Origin of the sequence: Pseudoalteromonas sp. B131b, from assembly GCF_037162545.1 — a bacterium.
GTDB lineage: Bacteria > Pseudomonadota > Gammaproteobacteria > Enterobacterales > Alteromonadaceae > Pseudoalteromonas > Pseudoalteromonas fuliginea.
This window is the reverse complement of the sequence record NZ_JARLUZ010000001.1, coordinates 316721-341845: the sequence shown is the minus strand read 5'-3', so window position 1 is coordinate 341845 and position 25125 is coordinate 316721. Positions and strand designations below refer to the sequence as shown.

20 protein-coding genes and 4 pseudogenes are annotated in these 25125 nt (G+C 39.0%); 5 read left to right on the top strand and 19 right to left on the bottom strand.

Annotated elements, in window-relative coordinates; translation table 11 throughout:
- Position 1: 1 nt before the first annotated feature.
- On the bottom strand, positions 2-955 hold the full coding sequence (locus tag P4S65_RS01735; protein ID WP_096793781.1) for an ion transporter: 954 nt from the start codon (positions 953-955) through the stop codon (positions 2-4).
- Positions 955-3624, bottom strand: a complete 2670-nt coding sequence (locus P4S65_RS01730; RefSeq protein ID WP_337119444.1) for a bifunctional acetate--CoA ligase family protein/GNAT family N-acetyltransferase — start codon at positions 3622-3624, stop codon at positions 955-957. Before P4S65_RS01730 ends, P4S65_RS01735 begins: the two co-directional genes overlap by 1 nt.
- Positions 3625-3738: 114 nt before the next feature.
- Between P4S65_RS01730 and P4S65_RS01725 the strand changes: the two are divergent.
- A pseudogene (locus P4S65_RS01725) lies at positions 3739-4454 on the top strand (SIMPL domain-containing protein).
- On the opposite strand, the gene P4S65_RS01720 reads toward P4S65_RS01725, so the two are convergent.
- From P4S65_RS01720 to P4S65_RS01685, 8 genes and pseudogenes are all read right to left on the bottom strand, one after another.
- The gene (locus P4S65_RS01720) at positions 4451-5119 is read right to left on the bottom strand and encodes a hypothetical protein (protein WP_007376530.1); all 669 of its coding nucleotides are present in this window, start codon (positions 5117-5119) and stop codon (positions 4451-4453) included. The pseudogene P4S65_RS01725 and the gene P4S65_RS01720 overlap by 4 nt on opposite strands.
- An 89-nt stretch (positions 5120-5208) precedes the next feature.
- Entirely contained in the window at positions 5209-7044 is a 1836-nt protein-coding gene (locus P4S65_RS01715) for a DUF885 domain-containing protein (protein ID WP_007376529.1), read from the bottom strand.
- A gap of 79 nt (positions 7045-7123) precedes the next feature.
- Positions 7124-8259, bottom strand: a pseudogene (gene hemW / locus P4S65_RS01710) (radical SAM family heme chaperone HemW).
- A complete protein-coding gene (gene rdgB, locus P4S65_RS01705; protein ID WP_337119441.1) occupies positions 8256-8855 on the bottom strand; it encodes an RdgB/HAM1 family non-canonical purine NTP pyrophosphatase in 600 nt (199 codons plus the stop codon). Before rdgB ends, hemW begins: the two are co-directional and overlap by 4 nt.
- Positions 8856-8859: 4 nt before the next feature.
- On the bottom strand, positions 8860-9303 hold the full coding sequence (locus P4S65_RS01700; RefSeq protein ID WP_096793775.1) for a DUF4426 domain-containing protein: 444 nt from the start codon (positions 9301-9303) through the stop codon (positions 8860-8862).
- A gap of 60 nt (positions 9304-9363) precedes the next feature.
- The gene (locus P4S65_RS01695) at positions 9364-9897 is read right to left on the bottom strand and encodes a YggT family protein (protein WP_002962568.1); all 534 of its coding nucleotides are present in this window, start codon (positions 9895-9897) and stop codon (positions 9364-9366) included.
- A gap of 26 nt (positions 9898-9923) precedes the next feature.
- The gene (gene proC / locus P4S65_RS01690) at positions 9924-10745 is read right to left on the bottom strand and encodes a pyrroline-5-carboxylate reductase (RefSeq protein ID WP_096793774.1); all 822 of its coding nucleotides are present in this window, start codon (positions 10743-10745) and stop codon (positions 9924-9926) included.
- 17 nt (positions 10746-10762) lie between these two features.
- Positions 10763-11476 (bottom strand): YggS family pyridoxal phosphate-dependent enzyme, encoded by a 714-nt coding sequence (locus tag P4S65_RS01685; protein WP_337119438.1) that lies wholly within the window; start codon positions 11474-11476, stop codon positions 10763-10765.
- Between the two features lie 2 nt (positions 11477-11478).
- Between P4S65_RS01685 and P4S65_RS01680 the strand changes: the two genes are divergently transcribed.
- Entirely contained in the window at positions 11479-12519 is a 1041-nt protein-coding gene (locus tag P4S65_RS01680; RefSeq protein WP_008136622.1) for a type IV pilus twitching motility protein PilT, read from the top strand.
- Positions 12520-12528: 9 nt separating this feature from the next.
- On the top strand, positions 12529-13665 hold the full coding sequence (locus P4S65_RS01675) for a PilT/PilU family type 4a pilus ATPase (protein WP_033040501.1): 1137 nt from the start codon (positions 12529-12531) through the stop codon (positions 13663-13665).
- 59 nt (positions 13666-13724) lie between these two features.
- Here P4S65_RS01675 and ruvX read toward each other — a convergent pair whose 3' ends face one another.
- The 6 genes and pseudogenes from ruvX to P4S65_RS01645 all read right to left on the bottom strand — a co-directional run bounded on the left by ruvX (position 13725) and on the right by P4S65_RS01645 (position 18377).
- Positions 13725-14132, bottom strand: a complete 408-nt coding sequence (gene ruvX / locus P4S65_RS01670) for a Holliday junction resolvase RuvX (RefSeq protein ID WP_337119437.1) — start codon at positions 14130-14132, stop codon at positions 13725-13727.
- Between the two features lie 76 nt (positions 14133-14208).
- Positions 14209-14765: pseudogene (locus tag P4S65_RS01665) on the bottom strand (YqgE/AlgH family protein).
- A gap of 155 nt (positions 14766-14920) precedes the next feature.
- Positions 14921-15871, bottom strand: coding sequence for a glutathione synthase (gshB, locus tag P4S65_RS01660; protein WP_007376519.1), 951 nt, complete (start codon positions 15869-15871; stop codon positions 14921-14923).
- 54 nt (positions 15872-15925) lie between these two features.
- The gene (gene rsmE / locus P4S65_RS01655; protein WP_096793771.1) at positions 15926-16660 is read right to left on the bottom strand and encodes a 16S rRNA (uracil(1498)-N(3))-methyltransferase; all 735 of its coding nucleotides are present in this window, start codon (positions 16658-16660) and stop codon (positions 15926-15928) included.
- 76 nt (positions 16661-16736) lie between these two features.
- On the bottom strand, positions 16737-17213 hold the full coding sequence (locus P4S65_RS01650) for a hypothetical protein (RefSeq protein WP_096793770.1): 477 nt from the start codon (positions 17211-17213) through the stop codon (positions 16737-16739).
- 270 nt (positions 17214-17483) lie between these two features.
- Positions 17484-18377, bottom strand: coding sequence for a DUF350 domain-containing protein (locus P4S65_RS01645; protein ID WP_149614641.1), 894 nt, complete (start codon positions 18375-18377; stop codon positions 17484-17486).
- Positions 18378-18455: 78 nt separating this feature from the next.
- Here P4S65_RS01645 and glnE point away from each other — a divergent pair.
- Positions 18456-21250, top strand: a pseudogene (gene glnE, locus P4S65_RS01640) (bifunctional [glutamate--ammonia ligase]-adenylyl-L-tyrosine phosphorylase/[glutamate--ammonia-ligase] adenylyltransferase).
- Between the two features lie 79 nt (positions 21251-21329).
- Here the strand turns inward: glnE and P4S65_RS01635 are convergent.
- The 3 genes from P4S65_RS01635 to tolC form a co-directional block, all read right to left on the bottom strand.
- On the bottom strand, positions 21330-21902 hold the full coding sequence (locus P4S65_RS01635) for a toxin co-regulated pilus biosynthesis Q family protein (protein WP_337119436.1): 573 nt from the start codon (positions 21900-21902) through the stop codon (positions 21330-21332).
- Between the two features lie 39 nt (positions 21903-21941).
- The gene (lpxL, locus tag P4S65_RS01630) at positions 21942-22871 is read right to left on the bottom strand and encodes an LpxL/LpxP family Kdo(2)-lipid IV(A) lauroyl/palmitoleoyl acyltransferase (protein ID WP_007376513.1); all 930 of its coding nucleotides are present in this window, start codon (positions 22869-22871) and stop codon (positions 21942-21944) included.
- A 108-nt stretch (positions 22872-22979) separates the two neighbouring features.
- Entirely contained in the window at positions 22980-24335 is a 1356-nt protein-coding gene (tolC, locus tag P4S65_RS01625) for an outer membrane channel protein TolC (protein ID WP_033031395.1), read from the bottom strand.
- 148 nt (positions 24336-24483) lie between these two features.
- On the opposite strand from tolC, the gene P4S65_RS01620 reads away from it, so the two are divergent.
- A complete protein-coding gene (locus P4S65_RS01620) occupies positions 24484-25110 on the top strand; it encodes an NUDIX domain-containing protein (protein WP_096793767.1) in 627 nt (208 codons plus the stop codon).
- Positions 25111-25125: the final 15 nt, after the last annotated feature.

The window sequence follows — 25125 nt, the reverse complement described above, 5'->3', positions numbered from 1 at the left end:
TTTAAGGCCTTTTACCGCAGTGCCTGCAAAACAAATGGCTATTATGCTCATTTAACTGCGTTTTAATGGCCTTATTAGCTTCTAGTTTACTCAAGCCTAATTTATAGCGTAGTTCTTCTAGGTGTTCTTGTTGAGTATCATTAAGAGTGCCATCTTGAATTTGTTCATGTACGGCATCTTCAAAAAACTGGCGGCGTTTACGTATTTGTTCTGAAAAACTAGACGCCAGTAAACCTGTTGGTATCGCAACCATACCCATGCTCAGTAGTGTGATAACGCCGCCGAAAAACTTACCCAATGGCGTTATAGGTACTACATCACCATAACCAACGGTCGTTAGTGTGGCCATTGCCCACCACATAGCTGCAGGAATAGAGCCAAATTTATCGGGCTGTATGTCGTGCTCAATTAAATAAATTCCGCATGAGGCTAAAATAAGCACCACTGCCATAATAAAAAAAGCGGCCATTAATGAACTACCTTCATCGTTAAAGGCTTTTAAAAGTAGCTGCATGGCACGTGAGTAGCGTGTGAGTTTAAACACTCTTAATAGTCGAAGCACACGTAAAAAACGTAAATCGAGAGGAAATAAAAACATCATTAAGCTCGGCAAAATCGCGATTAAATCAACAATTGCCAAAGGGGAGAAAAAATAACTAAGCCGACGTTTGGTATTAGATCCTTTTATTGCAGCATATTGTGTTTTATCTACGCAAGCCCAAAGTCTGGCTAAGTACTCAATAGCAAAAATAGCGACTGAGACAATTTCTAAAACTAAGAATTCGTTGTAATACTGCTCTACCACACTTGGGATTGATTCAATAACGATGGCTACAACGTTGATCATTATTAAGCTAATGAGTGCAATATCAAGAATATGCCCTGCTCGGCGGTACTGGCCTGTGCATTCAAACAGGCAAGCCAGTTTTTGTCTTAAAGTCTGCGAATTATTCATTATGTAAATTTAAGTACCATGTTAATACTGCCTTCTTCAAAGTCGCGGCTAATTTTAAAACCTAGCTTACGGGCAAGCTCAATCATCCCTGTATTCTCAGGTAAGGTTATGCCTTCAATCGACTCCACACCTTGGCGTTTGCAGTGATTAATTGCAGCACTCATCAGTATGCGACCAAGCCCTAAGCCTTGGCAGTCTGAGCGTACTACAATAGCAAATTCAGCATGTAGGTTATCGGGATCCATAATGACGCGAGACACACCCAGTGTACGGGTTTTACCTTCAAAGCGTTGGCACACAATAAACGCCATTTCACGGTCGTAATCGATTTGCGTCATTTTAGCGAGTTGATCGTGGTTAAACTGTGGTAGTTCGCCAAAAAAGCGTTTATATCTGTCTTCTTTATTAAGTGACTCGTCAAATGCTTTATGGGCTTGTTCATCTTCTGGTTTTATCGGCCTGAGCGTAGCTTGGGTGTTATTCTTAAGTGTTACCACTTCAACAAGTTCAATAGGGTAGGGACGAATAGATAACCGCTTACGATTGCTCTGAGCTTGATAGCGATTAAGTGTCATAGTGGCATCAAGCACTAAAAACTGCCCATTACTGGCAAGAATAGGATTTAGTTCCATTGAGCTAATGTCAGGTTGATCAATTACTAACTGAGAAATGCGTGTTAGCAGTGCACATAAACGATACTTATCAACCTTTTCTGGGAGTATGCGCTCCTTTAATACGCCTTTGTCGTGCGCTGCAGCAATTAAATACTTTGCCAAGTTCATATTTAGTGGAGGCAGTGCAACGGCGGCTTGTGCATATTCAAGGCCAGTGCCTGCTTCACCTAATAATATAACAGGGCCAAAATTAGGCTCTGTTTTGATCGCAATTCGCAGCTCATTTGCTCCTGCTCGTGGCGCCATTTTTTGTAATGAAAACCCTTCAATAACAGCATCCGGATACGTGTTTTTAATACGGATAAGCATTGCAAAAGCAGTTTGTTCAACCTCGTTGGCGTCGTTTAAGTTAAGTACCACACCACCGACTTCAGACTTCGAGGCAATACTTGGACTAATAAGTTTCAACGCGACCGGAAAGCCAAGCTCTATGGCTTGCTCTTTGGCTTCTGTTGGGGTGTAAGCGACCTCAGTTTGAATGCATTTAATACCATAGTGGTTTAATATTTGACTTGCCTGATGAGTAGGTAAGTAGCTTTGTCCGTCATCTAAAAACTCATTAATAAGCGCTTTAGCTGCCACTTTATTTATTTTAGCGTCATCAGTGTTCGACTCAGGTGTTTGCGTTAAATGCTTTTGGTTACGACGATACGTTACCAAGTGCATAAACGCGCCTACAGCACCCTCTGGTGTTCTATAAGTTGGTATTGCGTTGTTTGAGCACACTCTTCTGGCGGCGTAAGATGCGTCTTCACCCATAAAGTTAGTTATAACGTAAGGGCGCGCCATTTTGGGTAATGTTTGTAAGGTTTCTACAATAATGTTGGCGTAGTCTTCGCTGGGCGCAAGCGCTGAGGGAGTATGGATAATCAGTAAGTTTTTAACTTCTTTTGCGTGCAGTAAAATTTCTAATGCTTGCTTATAACGCGCAGGTGCTGAGTCGCCAAAAATATCCACAGGGTTTGAGGTGGTTTCTGATTGCGGAATGACTTTATTTAGCGCATTTCGGGTTTCAATGCTTAGTTCTGCTAATTTACCGGAGCTTTGAATAAGTTCATCAACGGCCATAACACCTGGGCCGCCACCATTAGTTAAAATTGTCAGTTGTTCTACTTTTAATAATTTTGGATGCATGGCGAGTGTTTGTGTCGCTGCAAATAGCTCTCGTAAATCATTTACACGCAGCATACCCGCTCGTTGGAATAACGCATCATAAACAGCATCAGAGCTTTGCTTTGCGCCGGTGTGAATTTCGGCTGCAAGTGCGCCCGCAGTTGTTTTACCTGTTTTAATCGCAATTACAGGCTTACTAAAGGCCGCTGCTCTTGCTGCTGATATAAAGCCACGAATATCTTCAATGTTATCTATGTAGAGTAAAATAGCTTTAGTTTTAGCATCACGACCTAAAAAATCGAGTAGTTCATTAAAGTTTATATCAAGGCAATCACCTACCGAGACAAAATATGAAAAGCCAATTTCTTTGTTTTTAGCCCAATCTAAAATGGTTGAGCATACTGCTGCTGATTGCGATACAAATGCAATTTTACCTGGGCTTGCCACAGTATGTGAAAAGCTCGCATTTAAACCAATATGAGGGATCAGCAAGCCTAAACAATTGGGTCCAAGCAAAGTCACTTGCTGGGTTTGAGCACATGCTTTAAGCGCGCTTTTTTGCTCTCCAGAAAGTCCATCTGCAATAACAATAGCCGTTTTACAGCCAAGCTCTCCAAGCTGCTCAATAACATCAATTAAGGTATTTTTATTAGTACAAATAACAGCAAGATCGGGGACTTTTGGTAAATCAGCAATAGAGGGGTAAGCAAGTACGCCATGTACTGCGCTATGGCTTGGAGTAACTGGCATTATCGGCCCTTTAAAGCCACCTTGGAGTAAGTTGCGCATAACTACAAAACCAGCACGAGTTGATGTATTAGAGGCGCCAATAACAGCCACTGAGCTTGGGTTAAAAAACTGGGTAATACGCTTAAGGCTCATGGCTTTTCCTAGGTTGATTAAATTTTGCGTTATTTATAGTCTCAATGTACCCTGTTTACTGTGTTATTTCGAGCGTCTCGATGCTTATTATTGATATCAATCAAGGAGATTATTGTGAATAAACAACCCGGTTTTTACATTGTTATAGCGGCTATTTGTTTAAGTATAGGCTTAATTAGCTTAGGGTTTATTTTAAAAAGTACCGCTCTGGGTGTGAAAGGAATGGAACGTACTGTGCAGGTTAAGGGATTGGCCGAGCGAGAAGTAATAGCTGATACGGTAATTTGGCCTCTGCAATTTAGTGATGCCGACAATGATCTTGAAGAATTAGTCAGCCGAGTTGAGAAAAAAATGATGCGGTAACTGCTTTTTTAAAACTCCATGGTTTTGACGACGATGAAATAACTATAGGTAGCCAGTCAGTTATTGATAAACAATCACGTGAATACAGTAATGAAAATCAAAAGTTTAGATACATAATACGCTCAAATATTATTGTTTATTCTGCTGCGCCAGATAAAGTACAAAACGCCCTGAGTAAAGTAAGCCAGCTTGCTAAACAAAATATCGCAATAGTGCAGGATAGTTACGAAACAAAAGTTGAATACATTTTTACAGGCCTCAATGATGTAAAACCTGCGATGGTGCAAGGAGCAACTGAAAAAGCGCGTGAAGTCGCTAATAAATTTGCTAAAGACTCTAATTCAAAATTAGGCAAAATAAAAACAGCTCGCCAAGGGCAATTTAGTATCAGTAATCGCGATTCAAACACTGCACAAATCAAAAAAATACGCGTTGTTACTAGTGTTGAATATTATTTAGATGACTAAATTGCTCTAATTAAATGCGCCACCTGTGCGGTTGAACGCTGCAAGTAAGCAGCACTAAGTAAAATGCTAGTTTCGTTAAGGCCTGCGCCTTTTAGTGTATTTGCCAGTTGCTGTTTAGCCATTGGGTTTTGTTTTTGCTCTATTTCCATGAGTGCTAATAACGCTGAAAACTCATGTTTAACCGGCGTGCTTGGCTTATTCGCATACGCAATGTAACAAGCTACGGGTGTTAGGCCGCGATCGTTTGGCTGGGCAAGCGCTTTTACTAAATCATCGTTAGATTCAAACAGCATTAAAGAGCGCACATAATTAAAAGGTAATTTTTGATCGTCGGCGTGTTTAAATACATTATGCAGCGCGTTATTGCCCCGCACGTCTTGCGCTAAAAAGCCTTTATTAACTTTAAGTGCTGGGGTAAAAAAGGTTAACGTATCTGTTGTTGTCAATTGGTTTATAAACGCGGCTGGAGGTGCATTGGTAGTTAAAATACGCGTTGCCACATTTTGCATAAAGTCGTATTTAATGCTCATACGCTGAGTGCTTTCATATAAATGATTTAGCTGCAATGTCTGTTGGGCTGGGCTTAACTGTTTAAAGTCGTTATCAAGCTCATCTAGCTGATGCTTTGAAATACGTGCGTTAAGTAGTTGTATGCTTAAATCCATTATTATTTCCAAAGTCTTTTTTGCTACTATAAAACAAAAAAGGTCGCAAATGCGACCTTTCATCTTTAAAGCAATTGTTTAAATTGGTTTTAAGCTTTTTTGCTTGCTACCCATTCATTAACAAAGTTTTCTAGTACATTAAGTGGTACAGGACCATTTTTAAGGACAACGTCGTGGAACTGGCGAATATCAAACTTATCACCCAGTTGCTTTTTAGCGTCTTCACGAAGTTCTAAAATCTTAAGCATACCTACTTTATAAGCCGTTGCTTGTGAAGGCATTACAATGTGACGCTCAACCATTTTAACACCGTCAGATGTTGCATTAGGCGTGTTATTTACGTAGTAATCAATACCTTCTTGGCGAGTCCACTTCATTGCGTGAATACCCGTATCAACCACTAGACGACATGCGCGCCACAGCTCCATTGAAAGGCGACCAAAATCTGAGTAAGGGTCTGAGTACATGCCCATTTCTTTAGGAATGAATTCTGAGTATAAACCCCAACCTTCAATATACGCAGTGTAGCCACCAAATTTACGAAACTTAGGCACGCCTTCTAGTTCTTGCGAAATAGCTATTTGCATGTGGTGACCCGGAATACCTTCGTGGTATGCCAGCGCTTCCATTTGATACGTTGGCATAGCTTCCATATCGTAAAGATTCGCGTAGTAAATACCTGGGCGTGAGCCATCAGGAGCTGGCTGTTGGTAAAATGCTTTGCCCGCTGCTTTTTCACGGAATGCTTCAACTGCTTTTACTTTTAAATCAGCTTTTGGTTTAACAATGAATAGCTCATCTAAACGTGTTTTCATTGTATCGATAAGCCCTGTTGCTTCATCAAGGTAGCGTTGTTTACCTTGTGCATCATTAGGGTAGTAAAATTGTTTGTCAGTTTTCATAAACTGCATAAAGGCTTTTAAGTCGCCTTTAAAGCCAACCTTATCTTTAATTTCACGCATTTCATCATGAATACGTGTTACTTCAGACAGGCCAATTGCATGAATTTCTTTAGCCGTTAAATCTGTAGTTGTAGTGCGCTTAAGTGCGTTGTTATAAAACGCTTCGCCATCAGGTAATTTCCATGCGCCATCACGGTTATCTGCACGTTTTTCTAACTGTGCTAGGTAGTTAATTAGCTTAGAGTAAGATGGTTTAACAGCCGATTTTAATGCATCTGATGCATCGCTGATTAACGAGTCTTTTTCGTTTTGGCTAATTTCAAGCACTGCTACTTTACGTTTAAAATCAGCAAGCAATGTAGAATCATCGCCTTTTTCGAATGGGGCACCGTGAATAATGTTTTTACTTGAATCAATAACATGCGGGAACACAAATTTAGGAGCGATAATGCCTTTTTCTGCACGTACATTTAAATCAGTAATAAGCTGATCAATAACCTCAGTAACACCATTTAAACGTGAAATGTAGTCTTTAGCTTCTTTTGCATTACTAATTGAGTGCTGATTAATTAAAAACGCAGGGATCATAGAATGCGTACCAAACATTTGGTTCACAGGGTAATTATGGTAACGCCATTTAAAGTCGGCAATTGAACTTTCAAGATCTTGTTTTTTTAAGTCGTAACTTACTTTTGTTGCATCATCTAATAAATCACGATTAATTGCTTTTAATGCAACTAGGTCAGCTTTTGTTTGTGCTAAATCTTTAAGCTTTCTTTCTTCGCTGCCATCGTCCCACTTATCGTAATCTTGCTTAATACCCATATATGTTTGATATACAGGACTGCTCATTACATCGCGATTAAATGTATCTTCAAAAAATGCATTCGCTTTGTCGATTTCACTTTGTTGTGATTGAACTGCTTGTGCAACAGAGGCTGGAGTTGATTGTTGTGTTGTTTGCTGGCAACCAGCAAGCAGTGCAACGCTTACAGCCGCTGCAATAAAAGTAAGTTTACGCATTGTTTTCCCTTTTGTTGTTAGAAACCCATTAGGGTGTTTTATATTTATTCGCTTTATATTGTCGTGTAGTGCCTTAGCGCTACACGAACAATTCTAGTAGGTCATTTAAAAAGCGATGACCTTTTAAGGTTACCTGCCAATGGCTGTCTGTTTGAGTCAATAAACCTTTATTAAGTGCTTGGTTTAGTGCGCTTTGTTGACTTTGCAGTGGCAGTATTGTTAGTTTATTAAAATCATTAATTGGGCAAGGCTCAACAAGGCGAAAGCGATTCATAAAAAATTCAAATGCTAAATCGTCTTGCTCTACATGCCAGCTTTTGTACATATATGGTTTAATTAAATCCATATAACCGCGCGGGTGCTTAACTTTTTCGGTGCGCGTTATAAGCCCTGTATTTTCATCAGTAACCTTACCATGTGCGCCGCAGCCAATACCAAGATAATCGCCAAAACGCCAATAATTCAAGTTATGTTGGCATTGATAGCCCGGTTTTGCATAACCCGATATTTCGTATTGCACGTAACCGGCTTGCTTGAGTAATTCTACTCCTTGTTCTTGAATGTCCCACAGTGTTTCGTCTTGTGGCAAGGTAGGGGTTTTGAAGCAAACTGCGTATTGGGTTCAATAGTTAGTTGATACCAAGATATATGTGGTGGATCGAGCGCTATAATTTGCTTTAAATCACTCAGTGCATCGTCAAGTGTTTGCCCTGGTAAGCCATGCATTAAATCAAGGTTAAAGCTGTTTAAACCGGCTTCTTTAGCCTGCTGCGCAGCATAATTAGCCTCGTCGCTGCCATGAATCCGACCAAGTGCTTTTAACTTGTCGTTTTGCATGCTTTGTACACCAATAGAAATACGGTTAATGCCTGCTTTTACGTAATCTTTAAAGCGACCTGTTTCTACTGTACCAGGGTTGGCTTCAAGGGTAATTTCGCAGTGTTCTTCAAGCCCAATTAGGTTGTCGACTTCATTTAATAATCGGGTATAAGCTGCACCAGTTAATAAGCTCGGCGTGCCGCCACCAATAAAAATACTGTGAATTTTACGCCCTTGTACTAAGTGCAAATCAGCTTTTAAGTCATCAATTAAGTGTTGAACATATTCAGCTTCAGGTATTTCACCTTTTTGTCCGTGGCTATTAAAATCGCAGTACGGGCATTTTTGCACGCACCAAGGCACATGCACATATAAGCTCAGTGGTGGAAGGTTCACAGGCCGCCTTTTTGCTGTAGTTCTAGTAATAATTTTTGCAGCGCTTGTCCGCGATGACTCACTGCATTTTTTTGCTCTTTTGTAAGCTCAGCACTGGTGCAATTTTGTTCTGCTACAAAAAACACTGGATCGTAACCAAATCCACCGTTGCCATTTTGAGTGAGCGTAATTTCGCCCTCCCAACTAGCACTACAAATAAGCGGAATCGGGTCGTCTGCGTGGCGCATTAACACCAGTACACACCAAAAGCGTGCACTGCGAATAGGATTATCACCTAAATCTACAAGTAACTTATTAATGTTATCTTGATCACTGGCACCTGTGCCTGCAAAGCGAGCAGAATACACACCGGGCGCACCATTTAAGCCATCAACTTCTAAACCGGAGTCATCGGCAATAGCTGGCATGCCGGTAATTTTAGCGGCATGGCGCGCTTTAATAATAGCATTTTCAACAAAGGTAGTACCGGTTTCGGCAACTTCACCTACGTTAAAGTCGCTCTGTGGAACTACATTAATATTCAGAGAGCTTAGCATGTTAGCTAGCTCTTTTACTTTGCCAGGGTTACCTGTAGCAAGTACTAAAGTTTTGGTCATGTTATTAATCTACGTAAAATTTTTGCTGAAACTGTAATTTTTGAAATTGATTACTTTGCTGTATTTCAATCTCAAAGCGTAAAATCTCTTCGTTGGTGTAATCAACTTGGGCAAGGTAATAAATTGCATCACCTTCTTTTACTTCTTTAAAAGTAAGCGTTTGTTTGTTGCCAAGTAGGTTTCTAGCTGTGCCAGTAAGATTTGCTGTTTGGGCTGTATTTTCGGCATCATTTTTTAAAACAGAAATATTCACAATGCCTTTGTATCCGCTTCGCTCAAGGCCATACGCTTTTGCTATTTTTGGCTGAATAAAAGTAGAAGGAAAAGCAATGTAATGCACTTGCCATGGGCCAAGCTCTTTGTATTGTGCGCCTTGCATTTCTTCGCTTTGCGCGTTAAATGCAAATGCTAAACAAGCAATAAAACAAAACTTAATTAAACGGTTCATTATGTATTCCTCAAAACATATAAAAAAGAGGCCTTTGGGCCTCTAATTAAAAAATCCATATTAGACTAAAAAATCCATAAGCAGCATTTGCAAAAACTGAATACCAATAATAAGCACTAAAACTGATAAATCTAAGCCACCCATTGATGGCAATATTTTACGAATTGGTTTTAGCATTGGTTCAGTAAGCTGATGGAAAACCGCTTCTATAGGGTTATAACCTTGGCTAACCCAACTTAAAATAGCGCGAATAATAAGTACCCAAAATACTAAATTAAGGCCTTCTTTTAGTACCGTTATAAGTGCTTGAATAAGTACAGGCTGTATTGCCCACGCATTATATATAACAAGCATTAAAGTACTTATTTTGGCTACAGCGACTATAAATGCCAGCAACAGAGAAGCTAAATCAAGCCCACCAAATCCAGGAATGATTTTACGCAGTGGTTTTACTGCAAACGAAGTGGCTTTAACCACAAACTGGCTCATTGGGTTGTAAAAGTCGGCTTTTGCCCACTGCAGCCAAAAGCGCAGTAATACCACCATTAAAAACAAATCAAACAAGGTACTGATTAAAAATTGCATGGCATTCATAGTGTAACCTTCAATAAAAAGTAGTTTTAAAGTTCTTTTTCCATTTGCTCTGCACGCGCAATACACGCATCCATTGCATCGCCAACGGTTTTAGTTAAGCCTTCACCTTTTAAGTGCTCAACAGCTGCGTGAGTAGTACCGCCTTTAGATGTTACGTTCGAACGTAGTTGCGAAATACTAATATCAGGCTGGCTAAGTGCCATTTCGGCGGCGCCAAGAGCTGTTTGTTGCACTAAACGACGAGCGTCTTCGTCGTTAAAGCCCAGTGCTTTGGCTTTTTCTTCAATGGCTTCCATAAACAAGAAAAAGTAAGCAGGTGATGAGCCGGTCACAGCAATAATATCGTTTATTTGTGACTCTTCTTCAACCCATACCACAATGCCAGTGCATTCAAAAACTTGTTGTACAAATTCGTGTTCGCTTTGTGTTTCGCCCGCACCATATAAACCTGATACTCCGCGACCTAATAAAGACGGTGTATTTGGCATGCAACGTATCATTTTAACGTCTTGACCTAGCATTTCGCGCAAACGTTTTACGGTTAAGCCCGCAGCAACAGAAATAAACAGTTTATTGCTAAAGTCTATGCCTGACTCTTGAAACGATTTACATAAATCGCCCATCATTTGTGGTTTAACAGACAAAACAATTACATCAGCATCGCGCAGGGCTTCGTTATTGTCACTGGTGGTTTGCACCTTGAAATCAAATGCTACCTTTGCAAGCTTTTCTTGGTTGCGGTTAGTTGCAATAATATTACTTGCGTTAAAACCGTTTTTTACCATGCCACCAATAATGGCGTAACTCATATTACCTGTGCCTATAAATGCGATTTTTTTATCTGACATAAATCTGTTATCACCTTTTAAGTTCGTGTTCCAAAAATGTCTGTGCCGATCCTCACCATGGTTGAACCTGCACTAATGGCAGCTCCAACATCGTTACTCATACCCATCGACAAAGTATCTACTTGAGGATATTGGGTCTTTAGTTTATCAAAGCAAGTTTGCAATTGCTCAAAAGATTGAATTTGTGTATCCAGTTTGTCGCTTTTAGCAGGAATTGCCATTAAACCTCGAAGTGTTAGGTGCTCACATTGGTTTATATAATCGGCAAGTTCATCTATTTCATCGCGGTGGCAACCTGACTTTGCTTCCTCATTACTTATATTTACTTGAATAAGTACATTTAGAGGCGCTTTATCGCCTGGGCGCTGGGAGTTTAATCGTTTCGCTATTTTCATGCGATCAACGCTTTGCACCCAGTCAAAATTGGCAGCCACTAAGGCACTTTTATTGGATTGAATAGGGCCAATGAAATGCCAAATGATGTCGCTATATGACTGTAGTTGAGCTATTTTATCTATAGCCTCTTGAACATAAGATTCACCAAATTCGCGCTGGCCGTGTTTGTAAGCTGCAATTATATCTTCGCTTGGTTTCGTTTTAGACACTGCCAGCAAGGTTATTTCGTTGTTATTTCGCTGTGCATTTTTTGCAGCCATTGCAATTCTAGCGTAGGCGGATGTGAGTCGTTCTGCTATTGTAACCATATATTTATCAGTTAGTTGTGGAGTCATAAATGGATATTACCGAATTATTAGCGTTTAGTGTGCAACATAAAGCATCCGATTTACACCTATCGTCGGGTGTTTCACCTATGATACGCGTAGACGGTGATGTTCGTCGCATTAATATACCTGCATTAGAAGATAAAGACGTAAACAGTCTGGTTTACGATATTATGAACGATAATCAACGCAAGGACTACGAACAAAACCTCGAAGTGGATTTTTCGTTTGAAGTACCTAATTTAGCACGCTTTCGTGTGAATGCGTTTAATTCTAATCGCGGACCAGCAGCAGTGTTTCGTACCATACCAAGTGAAGTGTTAACGCTTGATGATTTAGGTGCGCCAGAAATTTTTAAAAAGATATCTGATACTCCACGAGGACTAGTTCTGGTTACAGGGCCTACGGGTTCGGGTAAATCAACAACACTTGCCGCGATGGTCGATTATATAAATCAAAATAAACATCATCATATTTTAACAATTGAAGATCCAATCGAGTTTGTTCACGATAATAAATTAAGCCTTATTAATCAACGTGAGGTACATCGCGATACTCATAGCTTTTCAAACGCGCTACGTAGTGCTCTGCGTGAAGACCCTGATGTGATATTAGTCGGTGAGCTACGTGATTTAGAAACAATTCGTCTTGCAATGACCGCAGCCGAAACTGGGCACTTGGTATTTGGTACGCTACATACCACTTCAGCACCAAAAACGATTGACCGTATTATCGATGTATTTCCTGGTGAAGAAAAAGCAATGATCCGTTCAATGTTGTCTGAATCATTACGCGCAGTAATTTCACAAACATTACTTAAAAAAGTGGGTGGTGGGCGAGTCGCTGCACATGAAATTATGATTGCAGTGCCTGCTATTCGTAACTTAATTCGTGAAGATAAAGTAGCGCAAATGTATTCATCTATCCAAACTGGCGCATCCGTTGGTATGCAAACAATGGATCAGTGTTTAACAAACTTAGTTAATCACGGTATTGTTAGTAACGTTGCAGCTAAAGAAAAAGCACAAGACAAAACACAATTTGGCGGTTAAGGAACTATTATGACGTTATCTTTAAATCATTTTTTACTGTTAATGATTGAGAAAAAAGGCTCTGATTTATTTGTATCAAGTAGGTTACCTGTAAGCGCTAAAATAAATGGCGAACTTATCCACTTAGGTGATGAAAAGTTAACTGATGAAGAAGCGCTCGAGCTTGTTGAGTCTGCTATGAGCGAAAAGCAAAAAGCGGAGTATCACGCAACTAAAGAATGCAACTTTGCGATTGCAACTGACGAAGGGCGTTTTCGTATTTCTGCCTTTTGGCAGCGTGATAGAGCCGGTATGGTTATTCGTCGAATAGTTACGCAAATACCTGATGTAGAAGAGTTAGGTCTGCCTTCTACGCTCACGGATGTAATTATGTCTAAGCGTGGGCTTGTGTTATTTGTGGGTGGTACAGGGACGGGTAAATCAACGTCTTTAGCGGCGCTTATTGGTTATAGAAATCGTCATCAACGTGGTCACATTTTAACAATTGAAGATCCTATTGAGTTTGTTCACGAACATCGTAAAAGTATTATTACTCAGCGCGAAGTAGGGCTTGATACAGAAAGTTTTGAATCAGCACTCAAGAGCTCATTGCGCCAAGCACCCGATGTAATTTTGATTGGTGAAATACGCTCACAAGAAACCATGGAATATGCACTTAGCTTTGCTGAAACAGGTCATTTATGTGTTGCTACACTACACGCTAATAATGCTAACCAAGCTATTGATCGAATAATGCATTTAGTACCTAAAGAAAAGCACGATAAGCTTAAATACGATTTAGCGCTAAATTTGCGCGCTATTATTGCTCAACAGTTATTACCTACTTCTGATGGTGAAGGTCGTGTTGCAGCAATCGAAATACTACTTAACTCGCCGATGATTGCAGAGCTCATTAAAAATGGTGATATTGGTGGTATTAAAGAGGCGATGGCAAAATCGAAAGAAATGGGCATGCAAACTTTTGATCAAGCATTATTTGAACTTTATAAACAACAATCAATTAACTATGCTGATGCGCTGCACCATGCTGACTCGCCGAATGATTTACGTTTGATGATTAAACTACGTAATAATGAACAACAAGGAGCTGGTTTTTTACAAGGTGTAACGATAGATGGTTTAGATGGAAAAGACAGTAATTACTAAATGCTAAATGAAAAATATAAAAGCGCCAAGTTGGCGCTTTTATATTTTATACGGCCTTATTATTCACCGTAACTAGATTCAAAAAAACTTTCTAAAATAATAACCGCAGACATATTATCTACATTACCTTTACCCAAGTTTTTATAGCCGCCTTGCTCGAATAAACGAGCTTTAGCATCGGCTGTTGTTAAGCGCTCGTCTTGCGTTTGCACAGGAATGCCGTAATGGTTATGCAGCCTGTTAGCAAACTTTTTAGCTTTAAAGGTTACTTCTTGTGAAGTCCCATCCATATTTAGCGGCAAACCAACAACCATTAAGTCGGGCTGCCACTGCGACACTTGTACTGCAATATGATCCCAATTTGGAATACCATCTTGCGCTTTTACAGCCTTTAGGCTCGATGCACTACCAGTGAGCTCTTGACCAATAGCAATGCCAATACTTTTGGTGCCAAAGTCAAAGCCCATTACGGTTCGCTCGCCTTGCGGTTTAAGCGTTTTTTTGTCATGTTTGTCTTGTTTAAGTTTTAAATAATTAAAATTACTATGCGTGACCGGCTTCAGGGCTTAGTTGGCTTATATCAAAGCCCAGCATTGAAACCGCTTTTTCCCATCGTTTTTCAACGGGCGTATTAAAAATGATCTTCGGATCAGCTTCTATAATTAACCAACTATTATCAAGTAGTTCTTGCTCTAGTTGACCTTGCTCCCAACCTGAATAACCTAAGGTAATGATAAACTGCTCGGGTGCTTGTGCGGTTGTTAAACTTGCGAGTACATCTTTAGATGTAGTGATCATAATGTCACTACTGAGCTTTTGACTTGAGGTGTAACCCAGTTTTGGAGAATGCAGTACAAAGCCTCGATCGGTTTTAACCGGGCCACCTGCATATACAGCAACTTGTGCAGCTTGCTGGGTTTTATCATTATCTATTTCTATTTTGTCCAGTAGTTCGCCAACGGTAACATTAATAGGTTGGTTGATCACCAAGCCCATAGCCCCATCTTCATTGTGCTCACAAATATAGGTAACGGCACGTTTAAAAAAGGGTCTTGCATCGACGGCATCGCGATTAAAAAATGATTTTCTAATGACTGCATAGATTTCACCCTTTTAAGTTAGTGGACTTTGAGTATGGCATATACCTATGTTTTTAAAACTAAATAAGCTTATGTATATCATTAAAAATTAATGCAGCAGTTACTGCATTAATTTTTAATGCGAAAAAAGCTATAAGTAACGATTAGGTATGTGCTTATTTACCTAGTTTTTTCTCAATTGCGTCAAATAAAATACCCGTAATTGAAATATCATAAGCAGCTTCAATTTCGCGCACGCACGTTGGTGCAGTGACGTTAATTTCAGTTAATTTATCGCCAATAATATCTAAGCCTACAAATATTAAGCCTTTTTCTTTAAGCGTTGGTGCAACAGCTTGCGCTATTTTTAAATCTGATTCGCTAAGAGGACGCGCTTCGCCTCGACCGCCTACAGCTAAGTTACCGCGCGTTTCACCATTTTGTGGAATGCGCGCTAAACAATACGGAATGACTTCGCCATCAATAACCAATACGCGCTTGTCGCCTTGTTTGATCTCAGGAATATAATTTTGCACCATAGCAAAGCGACTGCCGTGTTCGGTTAACGTTTCACAAATTACACCTATATTAGCGTCGTCTTCTCTAATGCGGAAAATAGATGCGCCACCCATGCCATCAAGTGGTTTTAAAATAATGTCTTTATGCTCGGCTAAAAACTCACGAATTTGTTTTTGACTACGTGTAACCAGGGTATCTGGCGTATGTTCGCTAAACCATGCTGTAAATAGCTTTTCATTAGCATCGCGAAGGCTTTGTGGCTTGTTAATTATTAACGTACCTTCTTGTTCTGCACGCTCTAAAATATACGTCGCGTAAATGTATTCAGTATCAAAAGGAGGGTCTTTACGCATTAAAATTACATCAAGGTCGGCAAGGGCTATAGTGGCTTTTTCTTCAAGCTCGTACCATTTTTCTGCATTGTTGAATACTTGCGCTTTAGACGCCGTAGCGTAAGATTTACCTTTACGAAGAGATAAATCATCCATCTCCATATAATAAATTTCGTAGCCGCGTTCTTGCGCTTGCATCATCATTGCAAAACCGGTGTCTTTTTTGATGTTAAATCCACTAATAGGATCTGAAATAATACCTAACTTAATTGCCATGCGCTGTGCCTTACTATAAATGTTACTGTTTATATGAGGGTGCTTTTAGTTATTTCAATTAGCTAAATCGCCAAATTGAAGCTGTAATGCACTTAAGACCGTTAAAGCGGCCGTTTCCGTTCGTAAAACACGCGGGCCTAAACGAATATCTACAAAATCTAGTTGCTTAGTTAGTGCCATTTCATCATCGGTAAAACCACCTTCAGGACCGACTAAAAAGCGCACGCCATCTTTAGGTACTGTAATGGTTTTAATGCTGTGCTCAGCACGAGGGTGGAGTGTGAGCTTAATTGCATTGGTTTGTTGTGCAAGCCATTGTTTTAAATCAATCGGTGGATTAATGATTGGTATAAAGTTACGTCCTGACTGCTCAGCTGCTGCAATTGCGATTTTTTGCCATTGTTGGTGTTTTTTCTCAAGGCGATCACCCATTAGTTTTACGCCACAGCGCTGACTAAAAATAGGCGTAATTTCGGTAATCCCTAGTTCAACTGATTTTTGAATCGTAAAATCCATTTTATCGCCACGTGAAACACACTGACCTAAATGAATTTTTAAGGGTGATTCAACATCATGAGCATTAAATTCATATGGCATTACTACAACTGTTTTTTTAGTTACTTCAATTATTTCACTAAGGTATTCGCCGCCTTCGCCATTAAAAATAGACACATTTTCGCCTACTTTCATACGAAGTACACGGCCAACGTGGCCTGCAGCGTCTTCATCTAACGAAACGGGGGTATTTAAGATAATGTTAGATTTTTGATAAATATGAGGAACTCGCATGTAATGTCACTTATAGGTTAGCGCATAAAAGTTATATACCGCTATGGTAAGTAAGCTGTGAGCTTGGTGCAATTATTTATTTTCTATTAAGTTGTTCTGTTAACTCAACTAGGTTCAAAGGAGTTTCTGCTATATCAGTGTGACAAGATAGATGATTAGAGTAGCTTTGGTCTGTTAGTGGGCAAAAGTTAAAACCATTTTCATCTTGACTAACTAAAATGCGATTTTTATGCAAAGAGTTATAGATAAATCGCTGTGCATCATCGGCCAGTAAGTAGTCGACTTTATTTAGTAAAATACCTTCGATACTGTGATGATCATGCAAGTAGCTGGCAAGTTCAGAAACGCTTATTTCGTTTTCAAAATCGCAATAGCAATAGTCTTTTATAAGCTCATCAAACATCATTTTTACTAATTGGCGCATATTAGAACCCGCTATGACTAAGGGGCTCGATGTATTTCGTCGTTCACTATTAAAATAATGCTCAGCAAATGATCGGCTAAACTCTTTATCTATGTCTATTAATAAATAGTTAGTCACTTGGAATGGCATAAGTCCCCATCGTATTTAGGTCAGTGTATACAAACTTAATTAAAAGTAGATCGTTTATAGCTGTTTAATTTAAAGAACTCACTGAAAAATAACTTGAGCCAAAAATAGTCAATTTATCTTACACAGCTGAATTCAACATTAACGATGTTGAATTCACGTGCAGTAAGCCCACTATTGATGTGTAAATTCACCTTATTTTTCCAAGCGCTAAATAAATTTTAATATCATAGCAATCTAGTACGCTGGCCAACCTTTTCAGTCAAAGGGAGGCTAAATAGAAAACATGCTAATTAGCAAGTAGCCAATAGCACAAAAAACAGCACATTCAATACAAGCAATCCCTATGTTATCTTGATGATCAACTTCAAGCGCTGTATCAATATTAGGTAAGGATATAACTTTTATTACAAAAGTAAGCGCATACAGTAATATCCACATTACACCGCAGTGCATGACGAGAGTGAATAAATTTTCTACCATTTTACCATTTTGAAATTCAGCACTGGATAAACCGGCATACACAGCGAGTGCTAAACCAATCGACTTACCAGCATAGCGTATCCCTATCGAGGTGTTCTCTAAATTAAAGTTGCTCTGTAATGAAGCTCCTTGATTCGCTTTTGCAAAGCGGTACTCGCGGATTTTACTATCAAAAGCGAACATACCTTGCAGGACAAAAAAACTAACAAAAGCAATTAGCAAGTTACTTAGACCTTGTGTATGGGTCCACGTATAAAGTCCTAAAGTCATAATGCAGTTAGCGATTAACATACCTGAATCGACTAATGCAGCACATACGTTTTGTTTTAATATAGCGGCTTCTTCATTAAAACGATGGAGAATCCATTTTCGATGAATTAAGTGTCCCGCTTTGATAAAAATAAACAGTAGAATAATTAATACAATCACTTTTAAAGGGTTGGATTGCGCAGTACTTACGCTAATTTCATCAAACAAAAAAGCCATAGTTGCAATAACAACTGATATTTCAGAGGCAAAACTAATCCCCATTGCAAAGTTATCGTGCTGCGCAAGTTCATCTTTAAGCGCTTGTTTTGCTTTAATTTGAGTTACGACTCGTAGGCAAAATATAGTTATGCAAATAACCGCAAAACTAATAGCAATCGCAACAAAACTAGTGTTAGATAATGACAAATAAGACATGGTATTCCTAAGTAGAGTTAACCTTTCTAGGTTTTAATCATTCTAGTACGGTTACTGATGATATAAAAGAGAGTATTGATGAGTAATGTAAAGCAACTTCCTATTCAATTACAAAAACTTGGCTTAATGCGCTTTGAGCAGTTGTACCCAGAGCAAAATAAAGAGCCCATTATTGTAAAGTTACTCGGATTAAGTGACTTTGCGTGGCGTAGTTTAAGATCCCAGCCAGACTTAAAAGAGTGGCTAACATGCAAAGACGAAATACAAAGCCGAATTATTAATTCTCCTTTTGAAAATAGAAATTTAGCTGAGATAGATGAAAATGAATGTCATAAGATACTTCGTCAGTTTCGAGAGAAGTACTGGCTTAAGGTCGCATTTTTAGATCTATGCTGTAATCACCCAATTGCTGATAGCATAAAATACATTAGCCAGCTTGCTGATATGTTGATAGAAAGTGCGAATCAATGGGCGCATACGCACGTTGCTAAAATTAATGGCGAACCTTTAGATGAGGGTAACCGAGCAATGCCATTAATGGTACTTGGTATGGGTAAGCTAGGGGGCAAGAACTTAATTACTCATCAGACATAGATCTTATTTTTGCTTATCCCCGCAGTGTTAAAACACAAGGTGGACGTCGAAACTTAGAGGCGCAAATATTTTATACAAAGGTGGCACAAAAGCTAATTGCAGCGCTAAATCAAACGACCGGTGACGGGCAAGTATTTAGGGTTGATATGCGACTTCGCCCGTTTGGTGAAAGTGGCCCACTTGTTATGAGCTTTAACGCAATTGAAGACTATTACCAAGAGCAAGGACGAGATTGGGAACGTTATGCCATGTTAAAAGGGCGTTTAATTGGCACACCTAATCAGTATTGGGATGAATTTAATCAGCTTTTAAAGCCATTTGTATATCGTCGCTATATTGATTTCTCAGTGATTGAATCACTACGAAAAATGAAGTTAATGATTGCCCAAGAAGTGCGGCGAAAAGGTTTAACTAATAATATCAAACTAGGTGGTGGTGGTATTCGAGAGGTTGAGTTTATTGTTCAAGCGTTGCAAATGGTAAGAGGTGGACGAGAAGCTAACTTACAAACACAATCATTACTTAAAGCGTTAAAGGAATTAACGGTTAACCAAGTTATTAATGAGCTTGAAGCGCAAGGTCTTGAGAAAAATTATCTTTATTTACGTAAAGTTGAACAGTACTTGCAAATATTCGACGACCAGCAAACACAAACATTGCCGGATGATGAGTTAAATCAACAACGCCTAAATACTTTATTAGAGCAGGATAACTTTGGCGCAACATTGGTTGAAATAGATCACGTCATGCAGCAAATACATAACGAATTCACACAGGTGATTGGTGAAGAAACTGAGCCTTTAGATACAAGTGAAGGGGCATTTGTGAGTGCATGGGATCATGGTGATATTAGTTTTTTAAATGAATCCAAAGATGGTTGGCAATTACCATTAAAAGATTTTAAACAACGTATATCAAAGGCAAAAATAGGTAATCGGGGGCGCGATATTCTCGATAAATTAATGCCAGCTTTACTAAAACAGTTAAATAATTTTAACGCCAGTGGTGCAGCATTTTCTATGGTTTGCCAAATACTAAATAAAATTATTTCGCGTACTGCGTACTTGGAATTATTATACGAAAATCCAGGAACATTAAAGCAGCTGGTACTATTGTGTTGCCATAGCAAATGGATAGGAGAACATATATCTCGCTATCCTATCTTACTTGACGAGCTTATTGATCCTGCAGTTTTGTATAAGCCGACCCCTTTAACTGCTTATAAATATGAAATAAGGCAATATTTCTTACGCATTGAACATGATGATTTAGAACTACAAATGGAATCTCTAAGGCAGTTCAAACAAACACATCAATTACGTATCGCAGCAGCTGATGCTACTGGAGTAATTGATGTTATGAAAGTAAGCGATCACTTAACAGCACTGGCCGAAGCGATTGTTGATCAAGCTGTTAATATTGCATGGCATAATACGGTTAAGCGTTTTGGCATGCCGCCGGGCACTGACGATGAAAATAAAGGGTTTGCCGTAATTGCTTACGGTAAAACAGGGGGATTTGAAGTGGGTTACGATTCAGATCTTGATTTAGTTTTTGTACATAACCACGACGGTTCTAGTCAAACTGATGGCGATAAGCCAATTGATTCAAGGCAGTTTTATCTAAAACTCGCACAACGCCTAATGCATTTATTTAATACACGTACCGCATCGGGGATTTTATATGAGCTTGATACACGCTTACGACCTGAAGGTGCATCAGGGTTGTTAGCGATCAACCTTGAAAGCTTTAATCATTATCAGCAAACTCAAGCATGGACGTGGGAACATCAAGCACTTGTTCGTGCTCGCTTAATTTTAGGTCAAGATGAGCTAGTTGAACGCTTTCTAGAAATTAGAAAAAATATACTGAGTCAACAACGCGATGCTACAACACTAAAAGATGATGTTATAAAAATGCGTGAAAAAATGCGTGATCATCTAGCAAAAGGAAATACTGATCAATTTGACTTAAAGCAAGATATTGGTGGTATGGCTGATATTGAATTTATTACGCAATATATAGTGCTCAAACATGCTCATAAATTTGAAAAGCTAATAGTTTATTCTGACAACGTAAGAATTTTAACTGAGGCTGCTAAAATTGGTTGTATTACTGAAGAGCAAAAGCAGCAGTTGGTCAAAGCATATATTGATTATCGTTCTTGCTACCATGTACTGAGCTTAGATCAGCAAGGTAAATTAGTATCACGAGAAGCATTCCAGAATGATATTACTCATGTAACACATATTTGGAATAGCATTTTTGCGTTAAGTTAAATTTAAAAATCCAAGCTAAAGCTTGGGTTTTTATTTTAAGTGGTTGTTTAAATGTTTAAATGTTTAAATGTTTAAATGTTTAATTGTTTAATTTTAAGCAGTTAGCACGTACAAATTCAGACGGTTTTTCAGTAATTATTGCGGCACGTTGTTTGTGGCAAAAATAAGTGTAGACCTCATATTCAAAGTCATCATTAATAGCTCTGCCTACTTGATATAATGCAGAGGTGAAATTACTGTCGACTCTAAAATGATCTTTTACTACGTAGTCTTTACTTAAATACCAATAAAGCGCAAGACCTTCATTATCAGCATATTGAGAAAGTGCTTTTTTTAACGTTGTCCCACTTTCAAAACGTCTTGGCTCAATTCCGCCCGTCCAGCTAGTTGGCATAGGATCAACCGTTCGGCCTCGTTCCGCTAACACGCGATCAAGAGTCTGATCTGGCTTTTTTAGTTGGAGTACAAATTGATCTCGCTCTTTATTGCTTTTAACTTGATTACGGATGGATGAATAAAAGCGAGATAGCCCTTCAGCTGCCGCATTTTTAGAATCTCTAATATCAAATGTTGGCCCATCACTGAATAAAAAATAGATAGCCAGTATAATTAATACTGCAGCAAATGATAAATGTTTAACCCAAAACCACATAATCTCTACTCACTTTTTGTATTTAGTGTTATTCCACTGCTACTTCTTATAAAAAGAAGGGGTATTTTTGTCTGGTCTCGTTTTAAAACGGCGATGGAGCCACATATATTGCTCAGGCGCCGCGTTAATTGAACGCTCCATACGTTGATTTACACGTATTACATCCGCTTTATCGTCACCACTTGGGAAATCTTCAAGCTCAGGTAGTATTTCTAAGTGATACTTACCATTGTCGTCACGACGCGTGATTAAGCTCATTGTTTCGCAGTTTTTACTACCAGCAAACATCAGTGTGCCTGTTGTGGTTGCTGTATCGGGTACTGCGTAAAAAGGAACAAACTCACAACGGTTACGACCGTAATCTTGATCAGGCAAGTAATAACAAACTTTTTTATTTTTTAATGCTTTTAATAGACCTTTTACGTCCTTACGACCAATTAAATATTCGTTAGAGCGGAGGCGTCCATTGGTTGTAAAGTATTCCATCAATGGGTTGTTATGAGGACGATAAAACCCAACTCCTTGGCACGCTAATCCCATTATGCGACTAGCCATTTCAAGATGTAAAACATGAGGAATAAGTAATAATACGCCTTTGCCAGAAGCTTGCACCCGCTCAAAGTGTTCAAGCCCTTTAAAAGACCCTAATGCTTTTTGAGCACGCCATTGCGGCCACCACCAAGCCATACCGGTCTCGACCATCGCAATTCCTGTATTTTCCATATTTTTGAGTACTAGGTCTTTTTGATCTGCTTCGCTCATATCAGGAAAGCATAGTTTAATGTTTACTTGTGCAATATGGCGACGGCGTTTCATGAATTTATAAACTAAACGTCCCAGCTGTTTACCCATGGCTAATTGTAGTTTTTGTGGCAACCAAGAGAGTAAATATAAGAATAAAACGCCAATCCACGTTAGCCAGTATCGAGGACCTAAAAAAGATGCTTTAAAAGGAGATGAGGTGACCACAAAAAACTCTCTATAAATAAAAATGCTAGTTTAACGCTAAGCGCTATAAAATACAAAAAGCCAGCAATGTCGCTGGCTTTTCTAGTTTTACATTACAAAAAGTGTAATTTAAGCGGCTTTTAACCCTTGGTTTATTGCCACTAAATCTTCACTTGTTAATGTTCCTGCTGCTTGTTTTAAGCGAAGGGTAGATAGTACATACCTATAACGCACATCAGCAAGGTTACGCTTTGCATTGTATAAGTTTTGTGTACTAACCAGTACGTCAACAATAGTTCGTGTGCCTACTTCAAAACCTGCTTCAGTTGCTTTAAGCGCACTTTGGGCCGAAACAACCGCTTGCTCTAGTGCTTTGTAAGTTGCAATATCTGAAACAACTTGGTTGTAAGATGTAATAACAGTGCGTGTTATAGCACGGTAATTTGTTTCATAATCTTGACTTGCAGCTACGTAAAATGCACGGGCTTGATTAGTTGCAGCAACCGTTGCACCACCCGAGTAGAGTGGGACGCTGAAGTTAATACCGACCGAGGATAAATCTTCACGCGGGCGGTTATTGAAACTCAAATTGTTTGTTGTTGTATCAGTCAGAGTGTCACCATAGCTAGCGTTTAGAGTTAGTTTTGGGTAATGCCCCGCTTTAGCTAGCTCAATTTGATCTCTTGCAATATCAACGGTTACTTTGGATACTTGTAAACTAATATTTTTATTTTCAGCGACTTTAACAAAATCTGAAGAAAGTTTAGCTGGCTTAGTTGTAGAGAAAGTATCGGTATTTAAAAAATCTAATTTTGCATGGTACTTACCCGTGATTTCACGAAGTTGCTCACGGGCTGTTTCTACTGCATTGCTTGCAATAATTTCTTGAGCTACTGAATTATCAAACTGTGCTTGTGCTTCGTGTACGTCTGTAATAGCTGTTAAGCCTACCGCATAGCGTTGTTTTGTTTGTTCAAGTTGGCGTTCAATAGCACGTTTTTCGGCTTCTATAAACTCAAGATTGTCAACCGCACTTAATACGTTAAAATAACCTTCAGCAACGCGTACAATTAAGTTTTGCTTAGCTGCATCGTATTGCGCGCTTGCTTGCAGAGCTTGTTTATCTGCAATATCTAATGAGTTCCAAGCGCCTAAATCAAATAAAGTTTGACTTAAACTTAAGCCTCGAGAAAACTCATCGTTATCAGTATTAAACTGATTAATAGCCGACAAATCTTCAGATTGTCTATAAGTGGTTGAATCAGTTTTTTTGTAACCCATGCTTAAACCAATTTGAGGTAATAATGCACTCATAGCACGATCACTTTCGTAAGATTGTGCATCTGCTTGGGCTTTTGCCTTTAAAACGGTAGGATCATTAGCTGTCGCTATTTCAAAAACGTTTAGTAAATCTTCAGCATTAGCTGCTGTTGAGCCTAGTGCACATGATAAACTAATCAGTGCCGCAAGAATGTTCTTTTTCATATGGGTTCAGTCCTTAGACAATTTTTATACTAAAAGCATGTTAACCTGTTTTACTTAATAAAAAAAATTTTTTTGTAAAACTGCATGTTCAAATGTAACAGAATATATTAACGCATTTTAATCGTTTAGATATACAGGAAGTCGATGCATGGTAAGTAAAAGTTTGGTTAAATTTACACATAAAGATGTGAAAATAAAACCTGTAATAAATCTCTATAAAGGTTTTTTTCAGGTGAACTTATATCAGTTCGAACACGCATTATTTGCAGGTGGAAAATCAAAAACTATTCGTCGCGAAATATTAGAGCGCGGTGATGCTATTGCTGTATTGCCGTACGACCCAGTATCAGACACCATCCTTTTAATTGAGCAAATACGTATTGGCGCTATTAAAAGCAAGGACTCGCCATGGCTGCTAGAATGTATTGCTGGCATGACCGATGGTAGTGATGATTATGAAGCTGTCGTTAAAAAAGAAGCATTTGAAGAGGCTGGGCTTGAGTTAGATGAGTTGGAGTTTATGCTTTCATACTTATCAAGCCCCGGTGGCACAACTGAACGCCTACATTTGTATTTAGCACGCGCTGATTTAAGCCAAATAGAGTCGGGTGTTTATGGGCTGGAAACGGAAGGTGAAGACATAAAAACCCATATATTAACGGTTGATGATGCCTTAATTCGCCTCAATAACGGTGAAATGGATAATGCAGCAACGGTTATCTGTATGCAATGGCTTGCACTTAATCGCGAAAAGATGGCAAGTAAATGGGCATAAATTCTTACTAATATT

Coding starts and splice junctions, on each gene's coding strand:
- P4S65_RS01735 (WP_096793781.1), bottom strand. CDS start 955: ATGAATAATTCGCAGACTTTAAGACAAAAACTGGCTTGCCTGTTTGAA.
- P4S65_RS01730 (WP_337119444.1), bottom strand. CDS start 3,624: ATGAGCCTTAAGCGTATTACCCAGTTTTTTAACCCAAGCTCAGTGGCT.
- P4S65_RS01720 (WP_007376530.1), bottom strand. CDS start 5,119: ATGGATTTAAGCATACAACTACTTAACGCACGTATTTCAAAGCATCAG.
- P4S65_RS01715 (WP_007376529.1), bottom strand. CDS start 7,044: ATGCGTAAACTTACTTTTATTGCAGCGGCTGTAAGCGTTGCACTGCTT.
- rdgB (WP_337119441.1), bottom strand. CDS start 8,855: ATGACCAAAACTTTAGTACTTGCTACAGGTAACCCTGGCAAAGTAAAA.
- P4S65_RS01700 (WP_096793775.1), bottom strand. CDS start 9,303: ATGAACCGTTTAATTAAGTTTTGTTTTATTGCTTGTTTAGCATTTGCA.
- P4S65_RS01695 (WP_002962568.1), bottom strand. CDS start 9,897: ATGAATGCCATGCAATTTTTAATCAGTACCTTGTTTGATTTGTTTTTA.
- proC (WP_096793774.1), bottom strand. CDS start 10,745: ATGTCAGATAAAAAAATCGCATTTATAGGCACAGGTAATATGAGTTAC.
- P4S65_RS01685 (WP_337119438.1), bottom strand. CDS start 11,476: ATGACTCCACAACTAACTGATAAATATATGGTTACAATAGCAGAACGA.
- P4S65_RS01680 (WP_008136622.1), top strand. CDS start 11,479: ATGGATATTACCGAATTATTAGCGTTTAGTGTGCAACATAAAGCATCC.
- P4S65_RS01675 (WP_033040501.1), top strand. CDS start 12,529: ATGACGTTATCTTTAAATCATTTTTTACTGTTAATGATTGAGAAAAAA.
- ruvX (WP_337119437.1), bottom strand. CDS start 14,132: ATGGGCTTTGACTTTGGCACCAAAAGTATTGGCATTGCTATTGGTCAA.
- gshB (WP_007376519.1), bottom strand. CDS start 15,871: ATGGCAATTAAGTTAGGTATTATTTCAGATCCTATTAGTGGATTTAAC.
- rsmE (WP_096793771.1), bottom strand. CDS start 16,660: ATGCGAGTTCCTCATATTTATCAAAAATCTAACATTATCTTAAATACC.
- P4S65_RS01650 (WP_096793770.1), bottom strand. CDS start 17,213: ATGCCATTCCAAGTGACTAACTATTTATTAATAGACATAGATAAAGAG.
- P4S65_RS01645 (WP_149614641.1), bottom strand. CDS start 18,377: ATGTCTTATTTGTCATTATCTAACACTAGTTTTGTTGCGATTGCTATT.
- P4S65_RS01635 (WP_337119436.1), bottom strand. CDS start 21,902: ATGTGGTTTTGGGTTAAACATTTATCATTTGCTGCAGTATTAATTATA.
- tolC (WP_033031395.1), bottom strand. CDS start 24,335: ATGAAAAAGAACATTCTTGCGGCACTGATTAGTTTATCATGTGCACTA.
- P4S65_RS01620 (WP_096793767.1), top strand. CDS start 24,484: ATGGTAAGTAAAAGTTTGGTTAAATTTACACATAAAGATGTGAAAATA.